This window comes from Enterobacter cloacae complex sp. S1 (genome assembly GCF_014930525.1).
Lineage (GTDB): Bacteria > Pseudomonadota > Gammaproteobacteria > Enterobacterales > Enterobacteriaceae > Enterobacter > Enterobacter hormaechei_C.
In genome coordinates this window covers 88,065-107,473 of the sequence record NZ_JADBRE010000001.1, presented here as the reverse complement: position 1 = coordinate 107,473, position 19,409 = coordinate 88,065, and the positions used below count along the sequence as shown (strand labels likewise).

Below are 19,409 nucleotides of genomic sequence, written 5' to 3'. Positions count from 1 at the left end.
TGAATTACTGTCTACACTCTTCTGGTAAAAGAAGGCGGTAAAACAACAGGCTACTCAATGATTCTGATAATTTATGCGCACCCCTATCCGCAGCACTCGCATGCGAATAAGCGGATGCTTGAGCAGGCAGGGACGCTCGAAAACGTAGAGATACGTTCCCTCTATCAACTCTATCCTGATTTTAATATCGATGTCGCCGCCGAACAGGAGGCGCTCTCCCGTGCCGATCTGATCGTCTGGCAGCATCCGATGCAGTGGTACAGCACGCCTCCGCTGCTGAAATTGTGGATCGACAAAGTTTTCTCCCACGGTTGGGCATATGGACACAACGGCAACGCGCTTCAGGGCAAAAGCCTGATGTGGGCTGTTACCACCGGAGGGGGGGAAAGCCACTTTGAGATTGGCGCCTTCCCCGGATTTGACGTGCTGGCGCAGCCGCTCCAGGCTACTGCCCTTTACTGCGGTCTGAACTGGCTTCCGCCTTTTGCGATGCACTGTACCTTTGTCTGCGACGATGAAACCTTGCAGGCGCAGGCTCGTCACTACAAACAACGTTTACTTGAGTGGCAGGAGACGCACAATGGATAGCCATACGCTGATACAGGCGCTGATTTACCTCGGCGCGGCGGCATTAATTGTGCCAGTGGCGGTTCGTCTGGGGCTGGGCTCGGTGCTCGGCTATCTGATTGCCGGGTGTGTGATTGGCCCCTGGGGCTTTCGGCTGGTGACGGATGCCGAGTCGATCCTGCATTTTGCGGAGATCGGCGTGGTGCTGATGCTGTTTGTGATTGGTCTGGAGCTGGATCCGCAGCGGCTGTGGAAACTGCGCGCCTCGGTGTTTGGCGGTGGCGCCCTGCAAATGCTGGCCTGCGGTCTGCTGTTGGGCGGGTTCTGCATTCTGCTGGGGATGGAGTGGAAAGTCGCAGAGCTGATCGGCATGACGCTGGCGCTCTCCTCGACGGCGATTGCCATGCAGGCAATGAACGAGCGTAACCTGACGGTGTCGCAAATGGGGCGCAGCACCTTCTCCGTACTGTTGTTCCAGGATATTGCCGCCATCCCGCTGGTGGCGATGATCCCGCTGCTGGCAGCCAGCGGCGCATCAACGACGCTGGGAGCATTTGCCTTATCAGCGCTGAAGGTTGCCGGTGCGCTGGCGCTGGTTGTTCTGCTTGGTCGCTACGTAACGCGTCCGCTGCTGCGCTTTGTTGCTCGCTCTGGCCTGCGCGAAGTATTCAGCGCCGTTGCGTTATTCCTGGTGTTTGGTTTTGGATTGCTGCTGGAAGAGGCCGGGCTGTCGATGGCAATGGGCGCGTTCCTCGCAGGGGTCTTACTGGCAAGCTCCGAATACCGTCACGCGCTGGAAAGCGATATCGAGCCGTTTAAAGGACTGCTGCTGGGGCTGTTTTTCATCGGCGTCGGGATGTCTATCGACTTCGGGACGCTGGTAACCCATCCGCTGCGCATCATCATTCTGCTGGTGGGTTTCCTGGTCATTAAAATGGCGATGCTGTGGCTGATTGCCCGCCCGTTAAATGTGCCAAAACCGCAGCGCCGCTGGTTTGCCGTGCTACTGGGGCAGGGGAGTGAGTTTGCTTTCGTGGTCTTTGGCGCAGCGCAGATGGCAAATGTACTCGATCCTGAATGGGCAAAAGCGCTGACGCTGGCGGTTGCGCTGTCGATGGCCGCAACGCCGATCCTGCTGGTGCTGCTGACGCGTCTGGAAAAAACGGGAAGCGAACAGGAGCGAGAAGCCGATGAGATCGACGAGGAGCAGCCGCGGGTGATCATCGCCGGATTTGGCCGATTCGGGCAGATTACTGGCCGTTTACTGCTCTCCAGCGGAGTCAAAATGGTTATCCTCGATCACGATCCTGACCATGTCGATACGCTGCGTAAATTCGATATGAAAGTGTTTTACGGTGATGCGACCCGAGTTGATCTGCTGGAATCCGCCGGGGCGGCGAAAGCCGAGGTGTTGATTAATGCCATTGACGATCCAGAGACCAGTATGCAGATGGTTGAGCTGGTTAAAGAGCATTTTCCGCATCTGACCATTATCTCCCGTGCGCGCGATGTGGATCACTACATCCAGCTGCGTCAGGCGGGTGTGGCAGCCCCTGAACGCGAAACCTTCGAAGGGGCGCTTAAATCTGGCCGCATGGCGCTGGAAAGCCTGGGGCTTGGTGCGTATGAAGCGCGTGAGCGTGCCGATCTGTTCCGCCGTTTTAATCATGAGATGGTGGAAGAGATGGTGGCGATGGCGAGCAGTACGGCAACCGAACGCGCTGCGGTGTTTAAACGCACCAGCACCATGCTGACGGAGATCATCAACGAGGATCGTAATCATCTGTCGCTGGTTCAGCGCCACGGCTGGCAAGGAACGGAAGAGGGCAAGCATACTGGTGATCCTGCGGATGAACCGGAGAGTAAACCCTCTGCGTGAAGTGGAGTTGCCAGCAATATTAAAAAATTTCTAATTCTTTACCCTGCCGCCAGTCGACGAAAGATTAAGCTTTCCGTATAGTGGCGGCAATTTTTTGCATCCGGGAAATTTTCAATGATCAGTCTGATTGCAGCGCTGGCGGTAGACCGCGTTATCGGCATGGAAAACGCCATGCCGTGGAACCTGCCTGCCGATCTCGCATGGTTTAAACGTACTACGTTAAACAAGCCGGTAGTGATGGGCCGCCTGACCTGGGAGTCGATTGGTCGTCCACTGCCGGGTCGTAAGAATATTGTGATCAGTAGCCAGCCGGGCACTGACGATCGCGTTCAGTGGGTTAAGTCCGTTGATGAAGCAATTGCCGCCTGCGGCGATGCCGAAGAGATCATGGTGATCGGCGGGGGGCGTGTGTATGAGCAGTTCCTGCCTAAAGCGCAGAAACTGTATCTGACGCACATTGATGCGGAAGTGGAAGGGGATACCCATTTCCCGGATTACGATCCGGACGAGTGGGAGTCCGTATTCAGTGAGTTTCACGATGCGGATGCGCAGAACTCACACAGCTACTGCTTCGAAATTCTGGAACGTCGTTAACGGTTTTATCCTCTCCCCGAAGGGAGAGGATAAACATCTTCAGGAGGCGACTGCCTCACCCTCGCCTAAGTCCAGCTGTCGGTTGGATGGCTGCACAAAGTAGGTTTTATCTTCCCAGCGTAAGCAGGTTAAATCCCCGCCCCAGCAGCATCCGGTATCCAGCGCATAGATATTTTCCGGGGTGCCTTTTCCTTCCAGCGATGCCCAGTGTCCAAATACCACACTGTATTCGTTTGTCACGGGGCCCGGAATCGCAAACCATGGCTTAAGCGGCGCAGGGGCATTTTCAGGCGTATCTTTGCAATACATATCCAGTTGCCCGTTCGGGAAGCAGTAGCGCATCCGCGTAAAAGCATTGGTGATAAAACGCAGTCGTGCCAGGCCGCTGAGGTCATCACTCCAGTTATTTGGCATGTCGCCGTACATCGCATCAAGGAAGAACGGGTAGGAGTCGCTCGCCAGCACCGCTTCGGCGTCGCGCGCGCAGGTTTTTGCCGTCTCAAGATCCCACTGAGGCGTGATGCCGGCATGCGCCATCACCAGTTTTTTCTCTTCGTCAATCTGTAGCAGCGGCTGGCGACGCAGCCAGTTGAGCAACTCATCGGCATCCGGTGCTTCCAGCAGGGGGGTAATGCGATCTTTCGGCTTATTACGGCTGATCCCGGCGTATACGGCCAGCAGATGCAGATCGTGGTTGCCCAGCACCATGCGCACGCTGTCACCCAGCGATTTGACATAGCGGAGGACGTCCAGGGAACCGGGACCGCGCGCCACTAAGTCGCCCGTCAGCCAGAGCGTGTCCTGCCCCGGGGTGAAGTCGACCTGTTTTAATAATGCGATCAGTTCATCGTAGCAACCGTGAACGTCGCCAATCAGATATGTAGACATTAGATTAATGAATAAGTGTAGGTACGGCGAGACGGAATACGGGAATAGCAATGCGGAAAGCATTACCGTCGGCATCGACCATTTCGTAATGGCCCTGCATGGTACCCAGCGGCGTTTCAATGACCGCGCCGCTGGTGTACTGATACTCTTCGCCAGGGGCGATATGGGGTTGTTCACCGACCACACCTTCGCCCTGGACTTCAATTTCACGGCCATTGCCGTTGGTGATAAGCCAGTAGCGCCCGAGCAGTTGCACAGGCATCCGCCCCAGATTGCGAATGGTTACGGTATAAGCAAAGACAAAACGTTCTTCATCCGGTGTGGATTGGGACTCAATGTAGACGCTTTGAACCTGAACACAGACGCGGGGCGAATCAATCATGGCTTAGCTCTCCTTCTGCGGCGCATTGTCGCTGATGTAATTAGCCAGCTTGCAGTACTGCTCTACGGAAATATTTTCCGCACGCATTGCCGGGTCGATGCCCAACTCAGCTAATACGTCAACGGTAAACAGATTGCCAAGGCTGTTACGAATCGTTTTACGGCGCTGGTTAAAGGCTTCTGTCGTGATACGGCTCAGCACGCGCAGGTCTTTGACCGGGTACGGCATCGTTTTATGTGGCACCAGGCGCACAACCGCAGAATCTACCTTTGGCGGTGGCGTGAATGCGGAAGGCGGTACTTCTAATACCGGGATCACGTTGCAGTAATATTGCGCCATCACGCTTAAACGACCATACGCTTTACTGTTCGGCCCTGCAACCAGACGGTTAACGACCTCTTTTTGCAACATGAAGTGCATGTCGGCAATGGCATCAGTATAGCTAAACAGATGGAACATCAGCGGGGTGGAGATGTTGTACGGCAGGTTACCGAACACGCGCAGCGGCTGTCCCATTTTTTCTGACAGTTCGCCAAAGTTCATGGTCATCGCATCCTGCTGATAAATCTTCAGCTTCGGCCCGAGGAACGGGTGCGTTTGCAGACGCGCGGCCAGATCGCGGTCGAGTTCGATAACGGTCAGTTCGTCGAGGCGTTCGCCTACCGGCTCGGTCAGCGCGGCAAGACCCGGGCCGATTTCGACCATGGCCTGACCTTTCTGCGGATTAATGGCAGAAACGATACTGTCGATCACAAACTGATCGTTGAGGAAGTTTTGCCCGAAGCGTTTACGGGCTAAGTGGCCCTGATGGACTCGATTAGTCATTGAGTATTAACAATCATTTTGATGGCGAGATTAAGCGCCGTAATAAAACTGCCGACATCCGCTTTTCCCTGGCCTGCCAGATCCAGCGCAGTACCGTGGTCAACGGACGTTCGAATAAAGGGTAAACCGAGGGTGATATTCACCCCGCGGCCAAAGCCCTGGTATTTTAGCACGGGCAGACCCTGATCGTGGTACATCGCGAGTACGGCGTCGGCATTATCCAGGTATTTGGGCTGGAAAAGGGTGTCGGCAGGCAGAGGCCCGCTGAGGTTCATCCCCTTCGCCCGCATCTCCTCAAGCACCGGAATGATGGTGTCGATCTCTTCGGTGCCCATATGTCCGCCCTCACCCGCGTGCGGATTCAGGCCGCAAACCAGCACATGCGGCTGCGGAATGCCGAATTTGGTTTGCAGATCGTGATGCAAAATGCCAATGATCTCACGCAAGAGTTCAGGCGTAATGGCATCCGGAATGGCTTTGATCGGCAGGTGCGTTGTTACCAGCGCAACGCGCATTGCTTCGGTTGCCAGCATCATCACCACTTTCGGGCTGTGCGAACGCTCTTCGAAAAATTCGGTATGCCCGGTAAACGGAATGCCCGCGTCATTGATCACGCCTTTATGCACCGGACCGGTGATCAGGGCGGCAAATTCGCCCTGAAGGCAACCGTCACAGGCGCGCGCCAGCGTCTCGACAACGTAGTGGCCGTTTTCGGTGTGTAACTCACCGGGGACAACAGGCGCACGGAGCGGAACAGAAAGCAGGGTGAGAGTACCCGCCTGCTGCGGTGCGGGCTGTTGGCCTTCAACGTAAGGGAGGAGCGTTAAAGGCAGACCGAGCAAAGCTGCCCGGTCTTGTAACAGTGTTGCATCTGCGCAGACAACCAACTCTACCGGCCAGCTGCGCTGGGCGAGCTGAACCACAAGGTCAGGCCCAATCCCGGCGGGTTCGCCGGGGGTGATCACAACACGATGCGGTTTCATCAGTTGCTCAACACTTTCACGTAAGCGCTGGCGCGTTGTTCCTGCATCCAGGTTGCGGCTTCTTCAGAGAACTTACGGTTAAACAGCATGCGATACGCACGGTCTTTCTGCGCCGCGTCGGTTTTATCCACGTTGCGCGTGTCCATCAGCTGGATCAGATGCCAGCCGAAGGAGGAGTGTACCGGCGCGCTCATCTGGCCTTTATTCAGCTTCATTAACGCATCGCGGAAAGCCGGATCGTAAATATCCGCTGCCGCCCAACCCAGGTCACCGCCCTGGTTTGCAGAGCCAGGATCCTGAGAGAACTCTTTTGCCGCTTTATCGAAGGTGGTTTTACCGCTCTTGATGTCTGCGGCGATCTGTTCCAGCTTCGCACGAGCCTGATCGTCAGTCATGATCGGAGACGGCTTAAGCAGGATATGACGCGCATGTACTTCGGTAACCGAAATGTTCTGGCTCTGGCCGCGCAGGTCATTCACTTTCAGAATGTGGAAGCCCACACCGGAACGGATTGGACCGACGATGTCGCCTTTCTTCGCCGTGCTCAGCGCCTGGGCAAACAGGGATGGCAGCTCCTGAATACGGCCCCAGCCCATCTGGCCGCCTTTCAGCGCCTGCTGGTCAGCAGAGTACGTGATCGCCAGCTTGCCGAAGTCATCACCATTACGCGCCTGCTCAACGATAGCGCGCGCCTGGCTTTCCGCCTCAGCCGCCTGATCGGAAGTTGGGTTTTCCGGCAGTGGGATCAGGATGTGGCTCAGGTTAAGCTCAGTGCTGGCATCATTCTGATTCCCCACCTGTTTTGCCAGGGCATCCACTTCCTGAGGCAGGATGGTGACGCGGCGACGGACTTCATTGTTACGCACTTCTGAAATCAGCATCTCTTTACGGATCTGATTACGGTAGGTGGCATAGCTGATGCCGTCATAGGCCAGGCGGCTACGCATCTGATCCGGGGTAATGTTGTTCTGCTTTGCAATGTTGGCGATCGCCTGATCGAGCTGCTCGTCAGAGATCGTCACGCCCATTTTCTGGCCCATCTGAAGAACAATCTGATCCATGATCAGACGCTCCAGGATCTGGTGGCGCAGCGTAGCGTCATCCGGAAGCTGTTGACCTGCTTCGCCCGAGTTGAGCTTTACAGATTTCATCAAACCGTCAACGTCACTTTCAAGCACGACGCCGTTGTTAACCACAGCCGCGACTTTATCGACAACCTGTGGGGCCGCGAAGCTGGTATTCGCAACCATAGCGACACCGAGTAGCAGCGTTTTCCAGTTCTTCATACTTTTTCCATTTCAATTAACCGCAAAGCGGATTACGTTGTAAATCAAGCACATTACAATGAACTACGATACGGCAGAATGTTCGAGCGCAGCATCTGCTGCGTGCCCAGACCGTAGTTGGAACTCAGGCCGCGCAACTCGATATTAAAGCCGATCACGTTATCATATTTGCCCTGACTGTTTTGCGTATCCCAGCCGTTAAGTTTGCGTTCGTAACCGACACGTATTGCGTAACAGCAGGAGTTGTATTGCAGACCCAGCATCTGGTCAGCAGGTTTTTGGGCATTCGTGTCATAGTAGTAGGCCCCGACGACTGACCAACGATCGGCGATCGGCCAGCTCGCGGCGGTACCCACCTGTGAAATACCGTCTTTGTATTGGTCTGTATTCGCATAGTTTGGCAGCGTCGCCTGGATATACTCCGGGCTGGCGTAACGGTACGTCAACTGCAACATGCGGTCTTCATCACGACGGTATTCGATGGCTGCGCTGCCCGTCGCGATATTGTCCAGTCGTGTATCGTACTGAACACCACCGCGCAGACCCCAACGATCCGTCATGCGCCAGTAGGTGTCGCCCGCCCATACCAGTGAGCCCGTTTTGTTGTCTTTCTCCCAGTTAATGTCGTCATCACCGGTACGAGACTCGGTGAAATAGTAGATTTGACCAACAGAAACGTTAAAACGTTCAACGGCAGCATCATCATATACGCGCGTTGTGACGCCAGTCGTTAACTGGTTAGCAGACGCAATACGGTCAAGCCCGCCGTAGGTACGGTCACGGAACAGGCCGCTGTAGTCTGATTGCAGGAAGGAAGAGTCGTAGTTTTGAATTTTGCTCTGATCGCGATAAGGCACGTACAGATACTGCATACGCGGCTCAAGCGTCTGGGTGTATCCATCGGCGAGAAGGCCCATATCACGTTCGAAGATCAGCTTCCCGTCCATTTTGAATTGCGGAAGCGTACGGTTTACCGACTCTTCAAGATCGGTGCCATAGCGTTTGTTATACCAGTCCAGATTTTTCTGCTGGTAGTGGGTGGCCATCAGCTTAGCTTCGGTATTCAGGCTCGCCCAGTCGTTTGACCACGGCAGATTGATCGTCGGCTCGATATGCAGACGCGTTGATTCCGGCATATCCGAGTTGGTGTTGACGAAATGGACCGCCTGAGCGTAAACGCGCGTGTCGAAAGGACCCACATCGTTCTGGTACCAGTTCACGTCCAGCTGCGGCTCGGCACCATAGGTACTACGCGATTGCGTATCAAATACCTGGAACTGTTTGGTCGACACCGTCGCGTCAAAGTTCTCAATGGCGTAGCCCACGCTGAATTTCTGCGTGGCGTAACCGTCGGTACTGGAGCCGTATTTAGAATCAAAGTCGTTGAAGTAATACGGATCGCTGACTTTGGTGTAGTCGATGTTGAAGCGCCACACCTGATCCAATACCCCGGCGTGCTTCCAGTAGTACATCCAGCGGTGCTTATCACCTTCGCTCGGATGCTCGTCCTGGAACACCTTATCTGATGGCAGATAATCAAATTCCATCAGACCCGCGCCCGCCTTGGTCAGATAGCGGAATTCGTTCTCCCACATGATGTTACCGCGCTTATGGATATAGTGCGGCGTGATCGTGGCGTCCATGTTGGGCGCAATGTTCCAGTAGTACGGCAGGTAGAACTCAAAGTAGTTCGACGTGCTGTACTTGGCGTTCGGGATCAGGAAACCTGAACGACGTTTGTCACCCACAGGCAGTTGCAGGTAAGGGCTATAGAAAATGGGCACCGGGCCGAGTTTAAAACGGGCGTTCCAGATCTCTGCAACCTGTTCTTCACGGTCGTGGATCACTTCACTGCCCACAACGCTCCAGGTATTTGACCCTGGCAAACAGGAGGTAAACGTGCCGTTTTCGAGAATGGTGTAGCGGTTTTCGCCGCGCTGCTTCATCAGGTCCGCGGTACCGCGCCCCTGACGACCGACCATCTGGTAATCACCTTCCCAGACGTTGGTGTCTTTGGTATTCAGATTCGACCAGGCTTTCGGACCTTTCAGGATGACCTGATTGTCGTCATAGTGCACATTACCCAGCGCATCCACCGTACGGACAGGCGCCTGAGCACCTTCCGGTTGCTTCTGGTGCAATTGCACTTCGTCAGCAAGCAGGCGACTGTTTCCCTGGTTAATATCGACATTGCCCGTAAAGGTCGCATTGTCAGGATAATTACCTTTTGCACTGTCGGCATTAATGGTGACGGGTAAGTCATTCGTATCGCCTTTCACCAGTGGGCGATTGTAACTTGGGACGCCAAGCATACACTGCGAGGCGAGATCGGCTGCGAGCCCCTGTTGGCTATACAGGGCGGTGCCAATCATTGTGGCCAGAAGGGTGGGGATACTTTTTTTCATACGTTGTATTTTATTGTTCCGTCATCAGTGGCTACGGCTTACAAACGCTCAGAGACTATCTTACTCATCAGCGCAGTACCAGCGTTAATCCTGCCCGTTTGCGCGCCAGAGTGTTAGGCTCGCTATCGAATGACGAGTATGATAATGCAAATTATAGGCGATGTCCCTCAATTGACCGTGGCGCGACCACTGTAATGATGGCGTTGCGTCGGCCAGGAACATGACCATTCGGGGAGTATATGCAGTATTGGGGTAAAATAATCGGCGTTGCGTTCGCAATTATTATGGGTGCCGGATTCTGGGGTGTCGTTCTTGGCCTCATTATCGGCCATATGTTTGATAAAGCACGCAGCCGCAAAATGGCCTGGTTTGCCAACCAGCGCGAGCGCCAGTCACTCTTTTTCTCCACCACCTTCGAGGTGATGGGGCACTTAACCAAATCAAAAGGACGCGTAACGGAAGCCGATATTCAGGTGGCCAGCGTCTTTATGGATCGCATGAATCTGCACGGCGAATCCCGCATCGCGGCGCAGAATGCGTTCCGGATTGGTAAATCAGATCACTACCCGCTGCGTGAAAAAATGCGGCAGTTCCGTAGCATCTGTTTCGGGCGTTTTGATTTAATTCGGATGTTTCTGGAAATTCAAATCCAGGCCGCCTTCGCGGATGGCTCTCTGCATCCGAATGAACGGGACGTCCTGTATGTGATTGCTGAAGAGTTGGGCATTTCCCGCATGCAGTTCGATCAGTTCCTGCGCATGATGCAGGGCGGCGCGCACTTTGGCGGCGGTTATCAGCAGCAATCGTCCGGCGGCGGCTGGCAGCAGGCGCAGCGTGGCCCTACGCTTGAAGATGCCTGTAACGTCCTCGGCGTGAAGCCGTCTGACGATGTCACGACCATCAAACGCGCCTATCGTAAGCTGATGAGCGAGCACCATCCGGATAAGCTGGTGGCGAAAGGCCTGCCGCCAGAGATGATGGAGATGGCGAAACAGAAAGCGCAGGAAATCCAGAAAGCCTACGAGCTAATTAAAGAGCAGAAAGGTTTTAAATAAAAAAATGGCCCGACAGTGTCGTGCCATTTTTTCAGAAGTCCACCGGGGCTTTGAACGTCATGGCGTTGCCGAAAGCAGGGTGGGTGATGGTGAGCGTCTGCGCATGCAGTTGCAGGCGCGGCGCTAACGCCAGCGCTTCCGGCGGCGCATAGAATCTGTCCCCCAGAATGGGGTGACCCATCGCAAGCATATGCACACGCAGCTGGTGGGAGCGCCCGGTAATCGGCTTCAGCAGGACGCGCGCGGTGTTATCCGGCGCGTACTCCAGCACTTCATACTCGGTTTGCGCGGCCTTGCCGGTTTCGTAACACACCTTCTGCTTTGGCCGGTTCGGCCAGTCGCAAATCAGCGGTAAATCCACCAGCCCTTCCGCCTGCGCCGGATGGCCCCAGACGCGCGCGACATACTGTTTCTTCGGCTCGCGCTCGCGGAACTGACGCTTCAGCTCGCGTTCTGCCGCTTTATTCAGAGCCACCACAATCACGCCGCTGGTCGCCATATCCAGACGATGGACAGACTCGGCCTGGGGATAATCACGCTGGATACGCGTCATCACGCTGTCTTTATGCTCTTCCAGACGCCCCGGCACGGATAACAAGCCGCTCGGCTTGTTAACCACCATAATGTGCTCGTCCTGATACAGAATGACCAGCCACGGATCCATCGGGGGATTGTAGGGCTCCATTACCATCTTGCGCTCCGCTTACTGATGCGTCACAACGATAAGACGCAGGGCGTCGAGACGCCATCCCGCCTGATTCAGGCTTTCCAGCACCTGCTGGCGGTTGCTCTCAATGGCGGCCAGCTCATCGTCACGAATGTTAGGGTTCACTGCTTTCAACGCTTCCAGACGCGACAGCTCGGCAGAAAGCTTCTCATCGGCTTCGCTACGCGCCGCATCGATCAGCACTCTGGCCGCTTTTTCGGCCTGGGCTTCACCCAGTTGCAGAATGGCATGCACGTCCTGCTGCACCGCATTCACCAGCTTGCTGCCGGTATGGCGGTTCACCGCGCTCAGCTGACGGTTGAAGCTTTCAAACTCCACCTGGCCGGCCAGGTTCGTACCGTTTTTATCCAGCAGCAGACGCACCGGAGTTGGCGGCAGGAAGCGGTTAAGCTGAAGCTGTTTCGGCGCCTGCGCTTCCACAACGTAGATCAGCTCCACCAGCAGCGTGCCCACAGGCAAGGCTTTGTTCTTCAACAGGGAGATGGTGCTGCTGCCGGTATCGCCGGAGAGGATCAGATCCAGACCGTTGCGGATCAGCGGGTGCTCCCAGGTGATGAACTGTGCATCTTCGCGGGAAAGCGCCACATCACGCTCAAAGGTGATGGTGCAGCCGTCTTCCGGCAGGCCCGGGAAATCCGGCACCAGCATATGATCGGACGGGGTCAGCACGATCATGTTCTCGCCGCGATCGTCCTGGTTAATGCCGACGATGTCGAACAGGTTCATGGAGAAGCTGATCAGGCTGGTGTCATCGTCCTGTTCTTCGATACTTTCGGCCAGCTGCTGCGCTTTTTCACCGCCGTTGGAGTGGATCTCCAGCAGGCGATCGCGACCCTGCTCCAGCTGAGCTTTCAGCGCGTCGTGCTTCTCTCGACAGGATTTGATCAGCTCATCAAAGCCCTCGGTGTTTTCCGGAGCCGCGAGGTAACCGATCAGATCGCTATGCACCTGGTCATAAATGGTGCGGCCCGTCGGGCAGGTATGTTCAAACGCATCCAGGCCTTCGTGGTACCAGCGAACCAGAACGGACTGGGCGGTTTTCTCCAGATACGGAACGTGGATCTGAATATCGTGCGCCTGACCGATACGATCCAGACGGCCGATACGCTGCTCCAGCAGATCCGGGTTAAACGGCAGATCGAACATCACCAGATTGCTGGCGAACTGGAAGTTACGGCCTTCAGAACCGATTTCGGAGCACAGCAGAACCTGCGCGCCGCTGTCCTCTTCACTAAACCACGCCGCAGCGCGGTCGCGCTCGATAATAGACATGCCTTCATGGAACACGGCGGCGCGAATACCTTCGCGCTCGCGCAGCACTTGTTCAAGTTGCAGGGCGGTGGCTGCCTTGGCGCAGATCACCAGCACCTTCCGGGAACGGTGCGCGGTCAGATAACCCATTAACCACTCCACGCGCGGATCGAAGTTCCACCAGGTGCCAGTGTCGCCTTCAAATTCCTGATAAATTTGCTCCGGGTAGAGCATATCGCGCGCGCGATCTTCCGCTGATTTACGGGTGCCCATAATGCCGGAGACTTTAATCGCCGTCTGGTACTGAGTCGGCAGCGGCAGTTTGATGGTGTGCAGCTCGCGTTTCGGGAAGCCTTTCACGCCGTTACGGGTGTTGCGGAACAGCACGCGGCTGGTGCCGTGACGGTCCATCAGCATGTCGATCAGCTCTTTACGCGCAGATCCCGCATTATCGCTGTCGCTGTTCGCGGCCTGAAGCAGCGGCTCAATATCCTGCTCGCCGATCAGATCGCTGAGGGTGTTAAGTTCATCATTAGAGAGACGATTACCGGCCAGCAGCAGCGCGACGGCGTCCGCCACCGGACGGTAGTTTTTCTGCTCTTCAACAAACTGCTCAAAATCGTGGAAACGGTTCGGATCGAGCAGGCGCAGACGGGCGAAGTGGCTCTCAAGACCCAGCTGCTCCGGGGTGGCGGTCAGAAGCAGAACGCCCGGTACGCGCTCGGCAAGCTGCTCAATCGCCATGTATTCACGGCTTGGCGCATCTTCGCTCCAGACGAGGTGGTGTGCTTCGTCGACGACCATCAGATCCCATTCTGCGTCGCACAGGTGCTCCAGGCGCTGCTTGCTGCGGCGTACGAAGTCCAGGGAGCAGATCACCAGCTGTTCGGTTTCAAACGGGTTGTCCGCGTCGTGCTGGGCTTCGGCATAGCGCTCGTCGTCGAACAGGGAGAAGCGCAGGTTAAAGCGGCGCAGCATCTCGACCAGCCACTGGTGTTGCAGCGTTTCCGGCACCACAATCAGCACGCGCTCGGCAGCGCCAGAGAGCAGCTGCTGGTGCAGGATCATGCCTGCTTCGATGGTTTTACCCAGGCCCACTTCGTCAGCCAGCAGCACGCGAGGCGCATGGCGACGGCCCACGTCATGGGCGATATTCAGCTGATGGGGAATAAGGCTGGTACGCTGGCCGCGCAGGCCGCTCCACGGCATGCGGTACTGTTCACTCTGGAACTTACGCGCGCGGTAGCGCAGGGAGAAGCGATCCATTCGGTCGATTTGCCCGGCAAACAGACGGTCCTGCGGCTTGCTGAAAACCAGTTTGCTGTCGAGCAGCACTTCACGCAGGATAACATTCGTCTCGTCGGTATCAAGACGCGTTCCAATGTAGGCGAGCAGTCCATTCTCTTCTTTTACGTCTTCAACCTTCAGCTGCCAGCCTTCGTGGCTGGTCACGGTGTCGCCCGGATTGAACATTACGCGGGTAACAGGGGAGTCATTGCGAGCGTACAGGCGGTTTTCACCGGTAGCAGGGAAAAGGAGGGTAACCATGCGCGCATCGACGGCAACGACGGTTCCTAATCCAAGTTCGCTTTCTGTATCGCTGATCCAGCGTTGACCAAGTGTAAAAGGCATAGTTGTTCGGCTCTAATCTTTAATTGCAGGCAATAGTTCGACCCCGTCAAAAAAGACGGTCATCGAAAAATGGGTCCGGGAATGGAAAGGGCGCTATGGTACTGGATGGCAACGGTTTCGTCACGCGTCAAAATAGCCCAAGTTGTCCTGTCACTAGTGTAGCAAAGTCGTCATTGATGAACGGTAAAATTCCCTCCGCAACCGGCTGAAGCTGGCGGGTCAGGTAGTGATCGTAATCGAGCGGAGACTGCTGGTAATCAACGGGTTCCGGGCCGTTAGTTGTCCAGACGTATTTGATCGTACCCCGGTTCTGATACTGCGGCGCACGGCCCCGGCGAACATTCTCTTCATCCGCCAGCCGCGCGGCGCGTACGTGGGGAGGAACGTTACGTTGATATTCGGCCAGCGGGCGGCGCAGGCGCTTGCGATATACCAGCTGGTCATCCAGTTCACCGGCCATCAGGCTGGCGATGGTGTCGCGCACGTAGTCCTGATAGGGCTCGTTGCGAAACACCCGCAGGTAGAGGGTTTGCTGGAACTGCTGCGCCAGTGGCGTCCAGTCGGTGCGCACCGTCTCCAGCCCTTTAAAGACCATCCGCTGCGTGTCACCTTCCTCAATCAGCCCGGCGTAGCGCTTCTTGCTGCCCTGGTCGGTTCCGCGAATGGTCGGCATTAAAAAGCGGGCAAAATGGGTTTCAAACTCCAGCTCTAACGCGCTGGTTAACCGCTCTTTTTGCAAATTTTCGCGCCACCAGTCGTTCACGTAGGCGACCAGTTCTTTGCCGATTCGCGCAGCGTCGTCTTCTGAATGGGCCGCTTTCAGCCAGACAAAGGTGGAGTCGGTATCGCCATAAATAACGTCATAGCCCCGGGATTCAATCAGCGCTTTGGTCTGGCGCATAATGTCGTGCCCGCGCATGGTGATGGACGACGCCAGACGGGGATCAAAGAAGCGGCAGGCGCTGGTACCCAGCACGCCGTAAAAGGCGTTCATAATGATTTTCAGCGCCTGTGAGAGCGGCTTGTTGCCGTGGCGCTTGGCCTCGTCGCGGCCGTGCCAGATGTTTCCCACAATTTCGGGCAGGCAGTGTTTTTCGCGCGAGAAGCGAGCTCCAAGAAAACCTTCGGTGCTGTGCGCATCGTCTGGCTGCGCCATCCCCTCTACCAGCCCCACCGGATCAATCAGAAACGTGCGGATAATTGACGGGTACAGGCTTTTATAATCCAGCACAAGCACCGAGTCATACAGTCCGGGCCGTGAATCCATCACGTAACCGCCGGGGCTGGCCTGCGGCGGCACGTCGCCAAGGTTAGGGGCGACATACCCTGCCCGGTGCATCCGGGGGAAATAGAGGTGGCTGAAGGCCGCTACCGAGCCGCCGTGCCTGTCGACCGCAAGGCCGTTCACCGTCGCCCGCTCCAGCAGGAACGACATAATCTCGGTTTTGTGGAAGATCTGCGTCACCAGCTCGCAATCCTTCAGGTTATAGGTAGCGAGCGCCGGCTTATCTTCATTAAAGCGCCGGTCGATCTCGTCCATTCGGTCCCAGGGATTGTCGATGGATTTACCTTCGCCGAGCAGTTCCTGGGCGACCGCTTCCAGCGAGAAGGAAGAGAAGTTCCAGAAGGCGGATTTCAGCGCCTCGATGCCGTCGATAATCAGGCGACCGTTAGCCTGCGCGAAGAAAACACCGTTCTTGAAACCGTGCTCACGCCACTCCAGCTCGCTGTTGCCGCGCCCCAGAATCAGCGGGATACGGTAACGCTCGGCATGTTTTTGCAGCACGCGCAGGTCAAACTGCACTACGTTCCAGCCGATCAGAACATCCGGATCGTGCTCGGCAAACCACTGGTTAAGCTTCTCCAGCAGTTGCGGGCGGCTGTTGACGTACTCCAGATTAAAATCCAGCGCGGACGCATCGCCGTTCGGCGGCCCGAGCATATAGACAACCCGCTGCCCACAGCCTTCCAGGCCAATGCAGTACAGTTCGCCGTGGCGGGTGGTTTCAATATCCAGCGACACCCACTTTAGCGGCGGGCGATAGTGCGGATTAGGCTTCAGGCGCGCGTTAACGATCCTGCCGTTTTGCGCGGCGCCATCTACCCAGACGGGGGCGGTGATAAACCGCTCCATCAGAAAGCGTTCAGGCGGGCGAATGTCGGCCTCGTAAAGCGTCACGCCCGCTTCACGGAGCAGTTTTTCATAGCGCATTAACTGGCGATGGGCGCGGCAGTAGAGGCCGTAAACCGGCTGGCGGTGGAAATCTTTCAGCTGAAGCGGCGTAAGGCGCCAGTTGTTTTCGCCGCGCAGCAGTTGTTTCACTTTCTCGACGTGAGCTTCAGGAATAAAGGCCACGGACTCCTGCGGCGGGAGCGTAACGTTTAGTGGGCCGTTGTCCGTTGCCAGCCAGAATTCAACCTCAGTACCCTGAGGGGTATCCCGCCAGTGTCTGGTCAGTAAAAAGCCTTCTTGCGCCTGCGTCACGGCGTTATCCCATAAAACAAAACCAGGCCTGATTATAGCCTGGTTGAGGGGTGTTTGCTGGGGTTTTATACAGTGCCCGTTCCGCCGGATGGCGCTGCGCTTATCCGGCCTACAGGTTCCGCAGGCCCGGTAAGCGCAGCGTCACCGGGCAAGGGTTTACTGCCCGTAGTAGGCTTTCGCACCGTGCTTACGCAGGTAATGCTTATCCAGCAGGGTTTGCTGCATATCCGGCAGCTGCGGTGCCAGCTGGCGGCAGAAGATCCCCATATAGGCGACTTCCTCCAGCACGATCGCGTTGTGCACCGCGTCCTCCGCGTTTTTACCCCAGGCAAACGGGCCGTGGGAGTGCACCAGCACGCCGGGCATTTGCGTCGCGTCGATTCCCTGTTTTTCGAAGGTTTCGACAATCACGTTCCCCGTTTCCCATTCGTACTCACCGCCGATCTCCGCATCGGTCATCAGACGCGTGCAGGGAATGGTGCCGTAAAAGTAGTCCGCGTGGGTGGTGCCGGTGGCCGGAATAGGCTGGCCCGCCTGCGCCCAGATGGTCGCGTGACGCGAATGGGTATGCACAATCCCGCCGATGGTCGGGAAGGCCTGATACAGCAGGCGATGAGTGGGCGTATCGGAGGAGGGCTTTTTATTGCCTTCAACCACTTCACCCGTTTCGATGCTGACCACCACCATGTCTTCTGCGGTCATTACCGTGTAATCCACGCCGGAAGGCTTGATCACGAACACCCCTTTTTCCCGGTCAACGGCGCTGACGTTGCCCCATGTCAGGGTTACGAGGTTATGTTTTGGCAGCGCCAGGTTGGCTTCGAGTACCTGACGTTTGAGATCTTCTAACATTGTCGTCTCCTGCCGGATGGCGCTGCGCTTATCCGGCCTACAGAACCGTAGGCCCGGTAAACGAAGTGCCACCGGGCACTCCGTACTTAGCGTTTTGAACCGTAATAGACTTCGTTCCAGCGCAGCGCGTCTTTAAAGGCTGGCAGACGGGTGTCGTTATCAATTACGGTCAGTTCGATGTCGTGCAGCTCGGCAAACTGACGCATATCGTTCAGGTCAAGCGCGTGGCTGAATACGGTGTGGTGCGCGCCGCCGGCCAGGATCCAGGCTTCCGAGGCGGTTGGCAGGTCAGGCTGTGCTTTCCACAAAGCGTTGGCGACCGGCAGCTTCGGCAGAGAATGCGGGGTTTCAACCGCATCGACGCAGTTCACCAGCAGGCGGAAACGATCGCCGAGGTCAATCAGGCTGGCGTTAATGGCCGGGCCGGTACGGGTGTTGAAGATCAGACGGGCCGGATCCGCTTTGCCGCCAATGCCGAGGTACTGCACGTCGAGGATCGGTTTCTCTTCAACCGCGATGGATGGACACACTTCCAGCATGTGCGAGCCGAGCACCAGATCGTTGCCGTTCTCGAAGTGGTAGGTGTAGTCCTCCATAAAAGAGGTGCCGCCCTGTAGACCGGTCGACATCACCTTCATGATGCGAAGCAGAGCGGCAGTTTTCCAGTCGCCTTCGCCCGCAAAGCCGTAGCCCTGCTGCATCAGACGTTGTACCGCCAGACCCGGGAGCTGTTTCAGGCCGTGGAGATCTTCAAAGGTGGTGGTGAAGGCATGGAAGCCGCCCTGTTCCAGAAAACGCTTCATGCCCAGCTCAATACGTGCGGCATCCAGCACGTTCTGGCGCTTGTCACCGTTGACCTGTGCCGCAGGCGTCAGGCGATAGCTGCTTTCGTACTCGTCCACCAGCGCGTTAACGTCGCCATCGCTGATGTCATTCACCACCTGCACCAGGTCGCCCACCGCCCAGGTGTTGACGGAGAAGCCAAATTTAATCTGCGCGGCCACTTTATCACCGTCGGTGACCGCCACTTCGCGCATGTTGTCGCCGAAACGCACCACTTTCAGGTGGCGGGTATCCTGCTTAGATACCGCCTGACGCATCCAGGAGCCAATGCGTTTTTGTGCCTGACCGTCCTGCCAGTGCCCGGTCACCACGGCATGCTGTTGACGCATGCGCGCGCCGATGAAGCCGAACTCGCGGCCGCCGTGCGCGGTCTGGTTCAGGTTCATGAAGTCCATGTCGATGCTGTCCCACGGCAGGGAGGCGTTGAACTGCGTGTGGAATTGCAGCAGCGGTTTGTTGAGGATAGCCAGGCCGTTGATCCACATTTTGGCTGGCGAGAAGGTGTGCAGCCACACCACCAGGCCAGCGCATTTGTCATCGTAATTGGCATCGCGGCAAATGTTGGTGATTTCGTCCGGGGTGGTACCCAGCGGCTTCAGCACCAGTTTGCACGGCAGTTTGGCTTCCGCGTTCAGCGCATTCACAACGTGCTCCGCGTGTTTCGTCACCTGCTGCAACGCTTCCGGTCCGTACAAATGCTGGCTGCCAATCACAAACCACACTTCATAATTATTAAAAATGGTCATTATCGTGTC

The 19,409-nt window shown here is 56.4% G+C and carries 15 protein-coding genes; 4 read left to right on the top strand and 11 right to left on the bottom strand.

Features of this window, described 5'->3' with window-relative positions:
- Window positions 1-57 precede the first annotated feature (57 nt).
- The 3 genes from kefF to folA all read left to right on the top strand — a co-directional run bounded on the left by kefF (window position 58) and on the right by folA (window position 3,040).
- Window positions 58-588 carry a glutathione-regulated potassium-efflux system oxidoreductase KefF gene (gene kefF, locus IM290_RS00460; protein WP_193042047.1) on the top strand — a complete coding sequence of 177 codons (531 nt, stop codon included), beginning with the start codon at window positions 58-60 and terminating at the stop codon, window positions 586-588.
- On the top strand, window positions 581-2,446 hold the full coding sequence (gene kefC, locus IM290_RS00455) for a glutathione-regulated potassium-efflux system protein KefC (protein ID WP_023295908.1): 1,866 nt from the start codon (window positions 581-583) through the stop codon (window positions 2,444-2,446). Before kefF ends, kefC begins: the two co-directional genes overlap by 8 nt.
- Window positions 2,447-2,560: 114 nt before the next feature.
- Window positions 2,561-3,040 (top strand): type 3 dihydrofolate reductase, encoded by a 480-nt coding sequence (folA, locus tag IM290_RS00450; RefSeq protein WP_003856431.1) that lies wholly within the window; start codon window positions 2,561-2,563, stop codon window positions 3,038-3,040.
- A 39-nt stretch (window positions 3,041-3,079) separates the two neighbouring features.
- On the opposite strand, the gene apaH is transcribed toward folA, so the two are convergent.
- Genes apaH through lptD form a run of 6 tightly spaced genes read right to left on the bottom strand, consistent with a single transcriptional unit; the run spans window position 3,080 to window position 9,809 of the window.
- Window positions 3,080-3,928: a bis(5'-nucleosyl)-tetraphosphatase (symmetrical) ApaH gene (gene apaH / locus IM290_RS00445; RefSeq protein WP_015572649.1), complete on the bottom strand. Its 849-nt coding sequence runs from the start codon at window positions 3,926-3,928 to the stop codon at window positions 3,080-3,082.
- A gap of 4 nt (window positions 3,929-3,932) precedes the next feature.
- Entirely contained in the window at window positions 3,933-4,310 is a 378-nt protein-coding gene (gene apaG / locus IM290_RS00440) for a Co2+/Mg2+ efflux protein ApaG (RefSeq protein ID WP_003856425.1), read from the bottom strand.
- A gap of 3 nt (window positions 4,311-4,313) precedes the next feature.
- Window positions 4,314-5,135, bottom strand: coding sequence for a 16S rRNA (adenine(1518)-N(6)/adenine(1519)-N(6))-dimethyltransferase RsmA (rsmA, locus tag IM290_RS00435; protein ID WP_193042048.1), 822 nt, complete (start codon window positions 5,133-5,135; stop codon window positions 4,314-4,316).
- Complete coding sequence (gene pdxA, locus IM290_RS00430; protein WP_015572650.1) at window positions 5,132-6,118, bottom strand: 4-hydroxythreonine-4-phosphate dehydrogenase PdxA; 987 nt, start codon at window positions 6,116-6,118, stop codon at window positions 5,132-5,134. Before pdxA ends, rsmA begins: the two co-directional genes overlap by 4 nt.
- Complete coding sequence (gene surA / locus IM290_RS00425; RefSeq protein ID WP_017383803.1) at window positions 6,118-7,404, bottom strand: peptidylprolyl isomerase SurA; 1,287 nt, start codon at window positions 7,402-7,404, stop codon at window positions 6,118-6,120. The genes pdxA and surA overlap by 1 nt, the downstream gene beginning before the upstream one ends.
- 53 nt (window positions 7,405-7,457) lie before the next feature.
- Window positions 7,458-9,809 (bottom strand): LPS assembly protein LptD, encoded by a 2,352-nt coding sequence (lptD, locus tag IM290_RS00420; RefSeq protein ID WP_193042049.1) that lies wholly within the window; start codon window positions 9,807-9,809, stop codon window positions 7,458-7,460.
- Window positions 9,810-10,048: 239 nt separating this feature from the next.
- Between lptD and djlA the strand changes: the two genes are divergently transcribed.
- On the top strand, window positions 10,049-10,864 hold the full coding sequence (gene djlA / locus IM290_RS00415) for a co-chaperone DjlA (protein WP_015572652.1): 816 nt from the start codon (window positions 10,049-10,051) through the stop codon (window positions 10,862-10,864).
- 31 nt (window positions 10,865-10,895) lie between these two features.
- Here djlA and rluA read toward each other — a convergent pair whose 3' ends face one another.
- The 5 genes from rluA to araA all read right to left on the bottom strand — a co-directional run bounded on the left by rluA (window position 10,896) and on the right by araA (window position 19,400).
- Window positions 10,896-11,555, bottom strand: a complete 660-nt coding sequence (gene rluA / locus IM290_RS00410) for a bifunctional tRNA pseudouridine(32) synthase/23S rRNA pseudouridine(746) synthase RluA (protein WP_003856412.1) — start codon at window positions 11,553-11,555, stop codon at window positions 10,896-10,898.
- A 12-nt stretch (window positions 11,556-11,567) separates the two neighbouring features.
- Window positions 11,568-14,474, bottom strand: a complete 2,907-nt coding sequence (gene rapA, locus IM290_RS00405) for an RNA polymerase-associated protein RapA (RefSeq protein ID WP_015572654.1) — start codon at window positions 14,472-14,474, stop codon at window positions 11,568-11,570.
- Between the two features lie 127 nt (window positions 14,475-14,601).
- On the bottom strand, window positions 14,602-16,959 hold the full coding sequence (gene polB, locus IM290_RS00400) for a DNA polymerase II (protein ID WP_193042050.1): 2,358 nt from the start codon (window positions 16,957-16,959) through the stop codon (window positions 14,602-14,604).
- 156 nt (window positions 16,960-17,115) lie between these two features.
- Window positions 17,116-17,811, bottom strand: coding sequence for an L-ribulose-5-phosphate 4-epimerase (araD, locus tag IM290_RS00395; protein ID WP_108394145.1), 696 nt, complete (start codon window positions 17,809-17,811; stop codon window positions 17,116-17,118).
- 86 nt (window positions 17,812-17,897) lie between these two features.
- Window positions 17,898-19,400 carry an L-arabinose isomerase gene (araA, locus tag IM290_RS00390; protein WP_015572656.1) on the bottom strand — a complete coding sequence of 501 codons (1,503 nt, stop codon included), beginning with the start codon at window positions 19,398-19,400 and terminating at the stop codon, window positions 17,898-17,900.
- Window positions 19,401-19,409 lie beyond the last annotated feature (9 nt).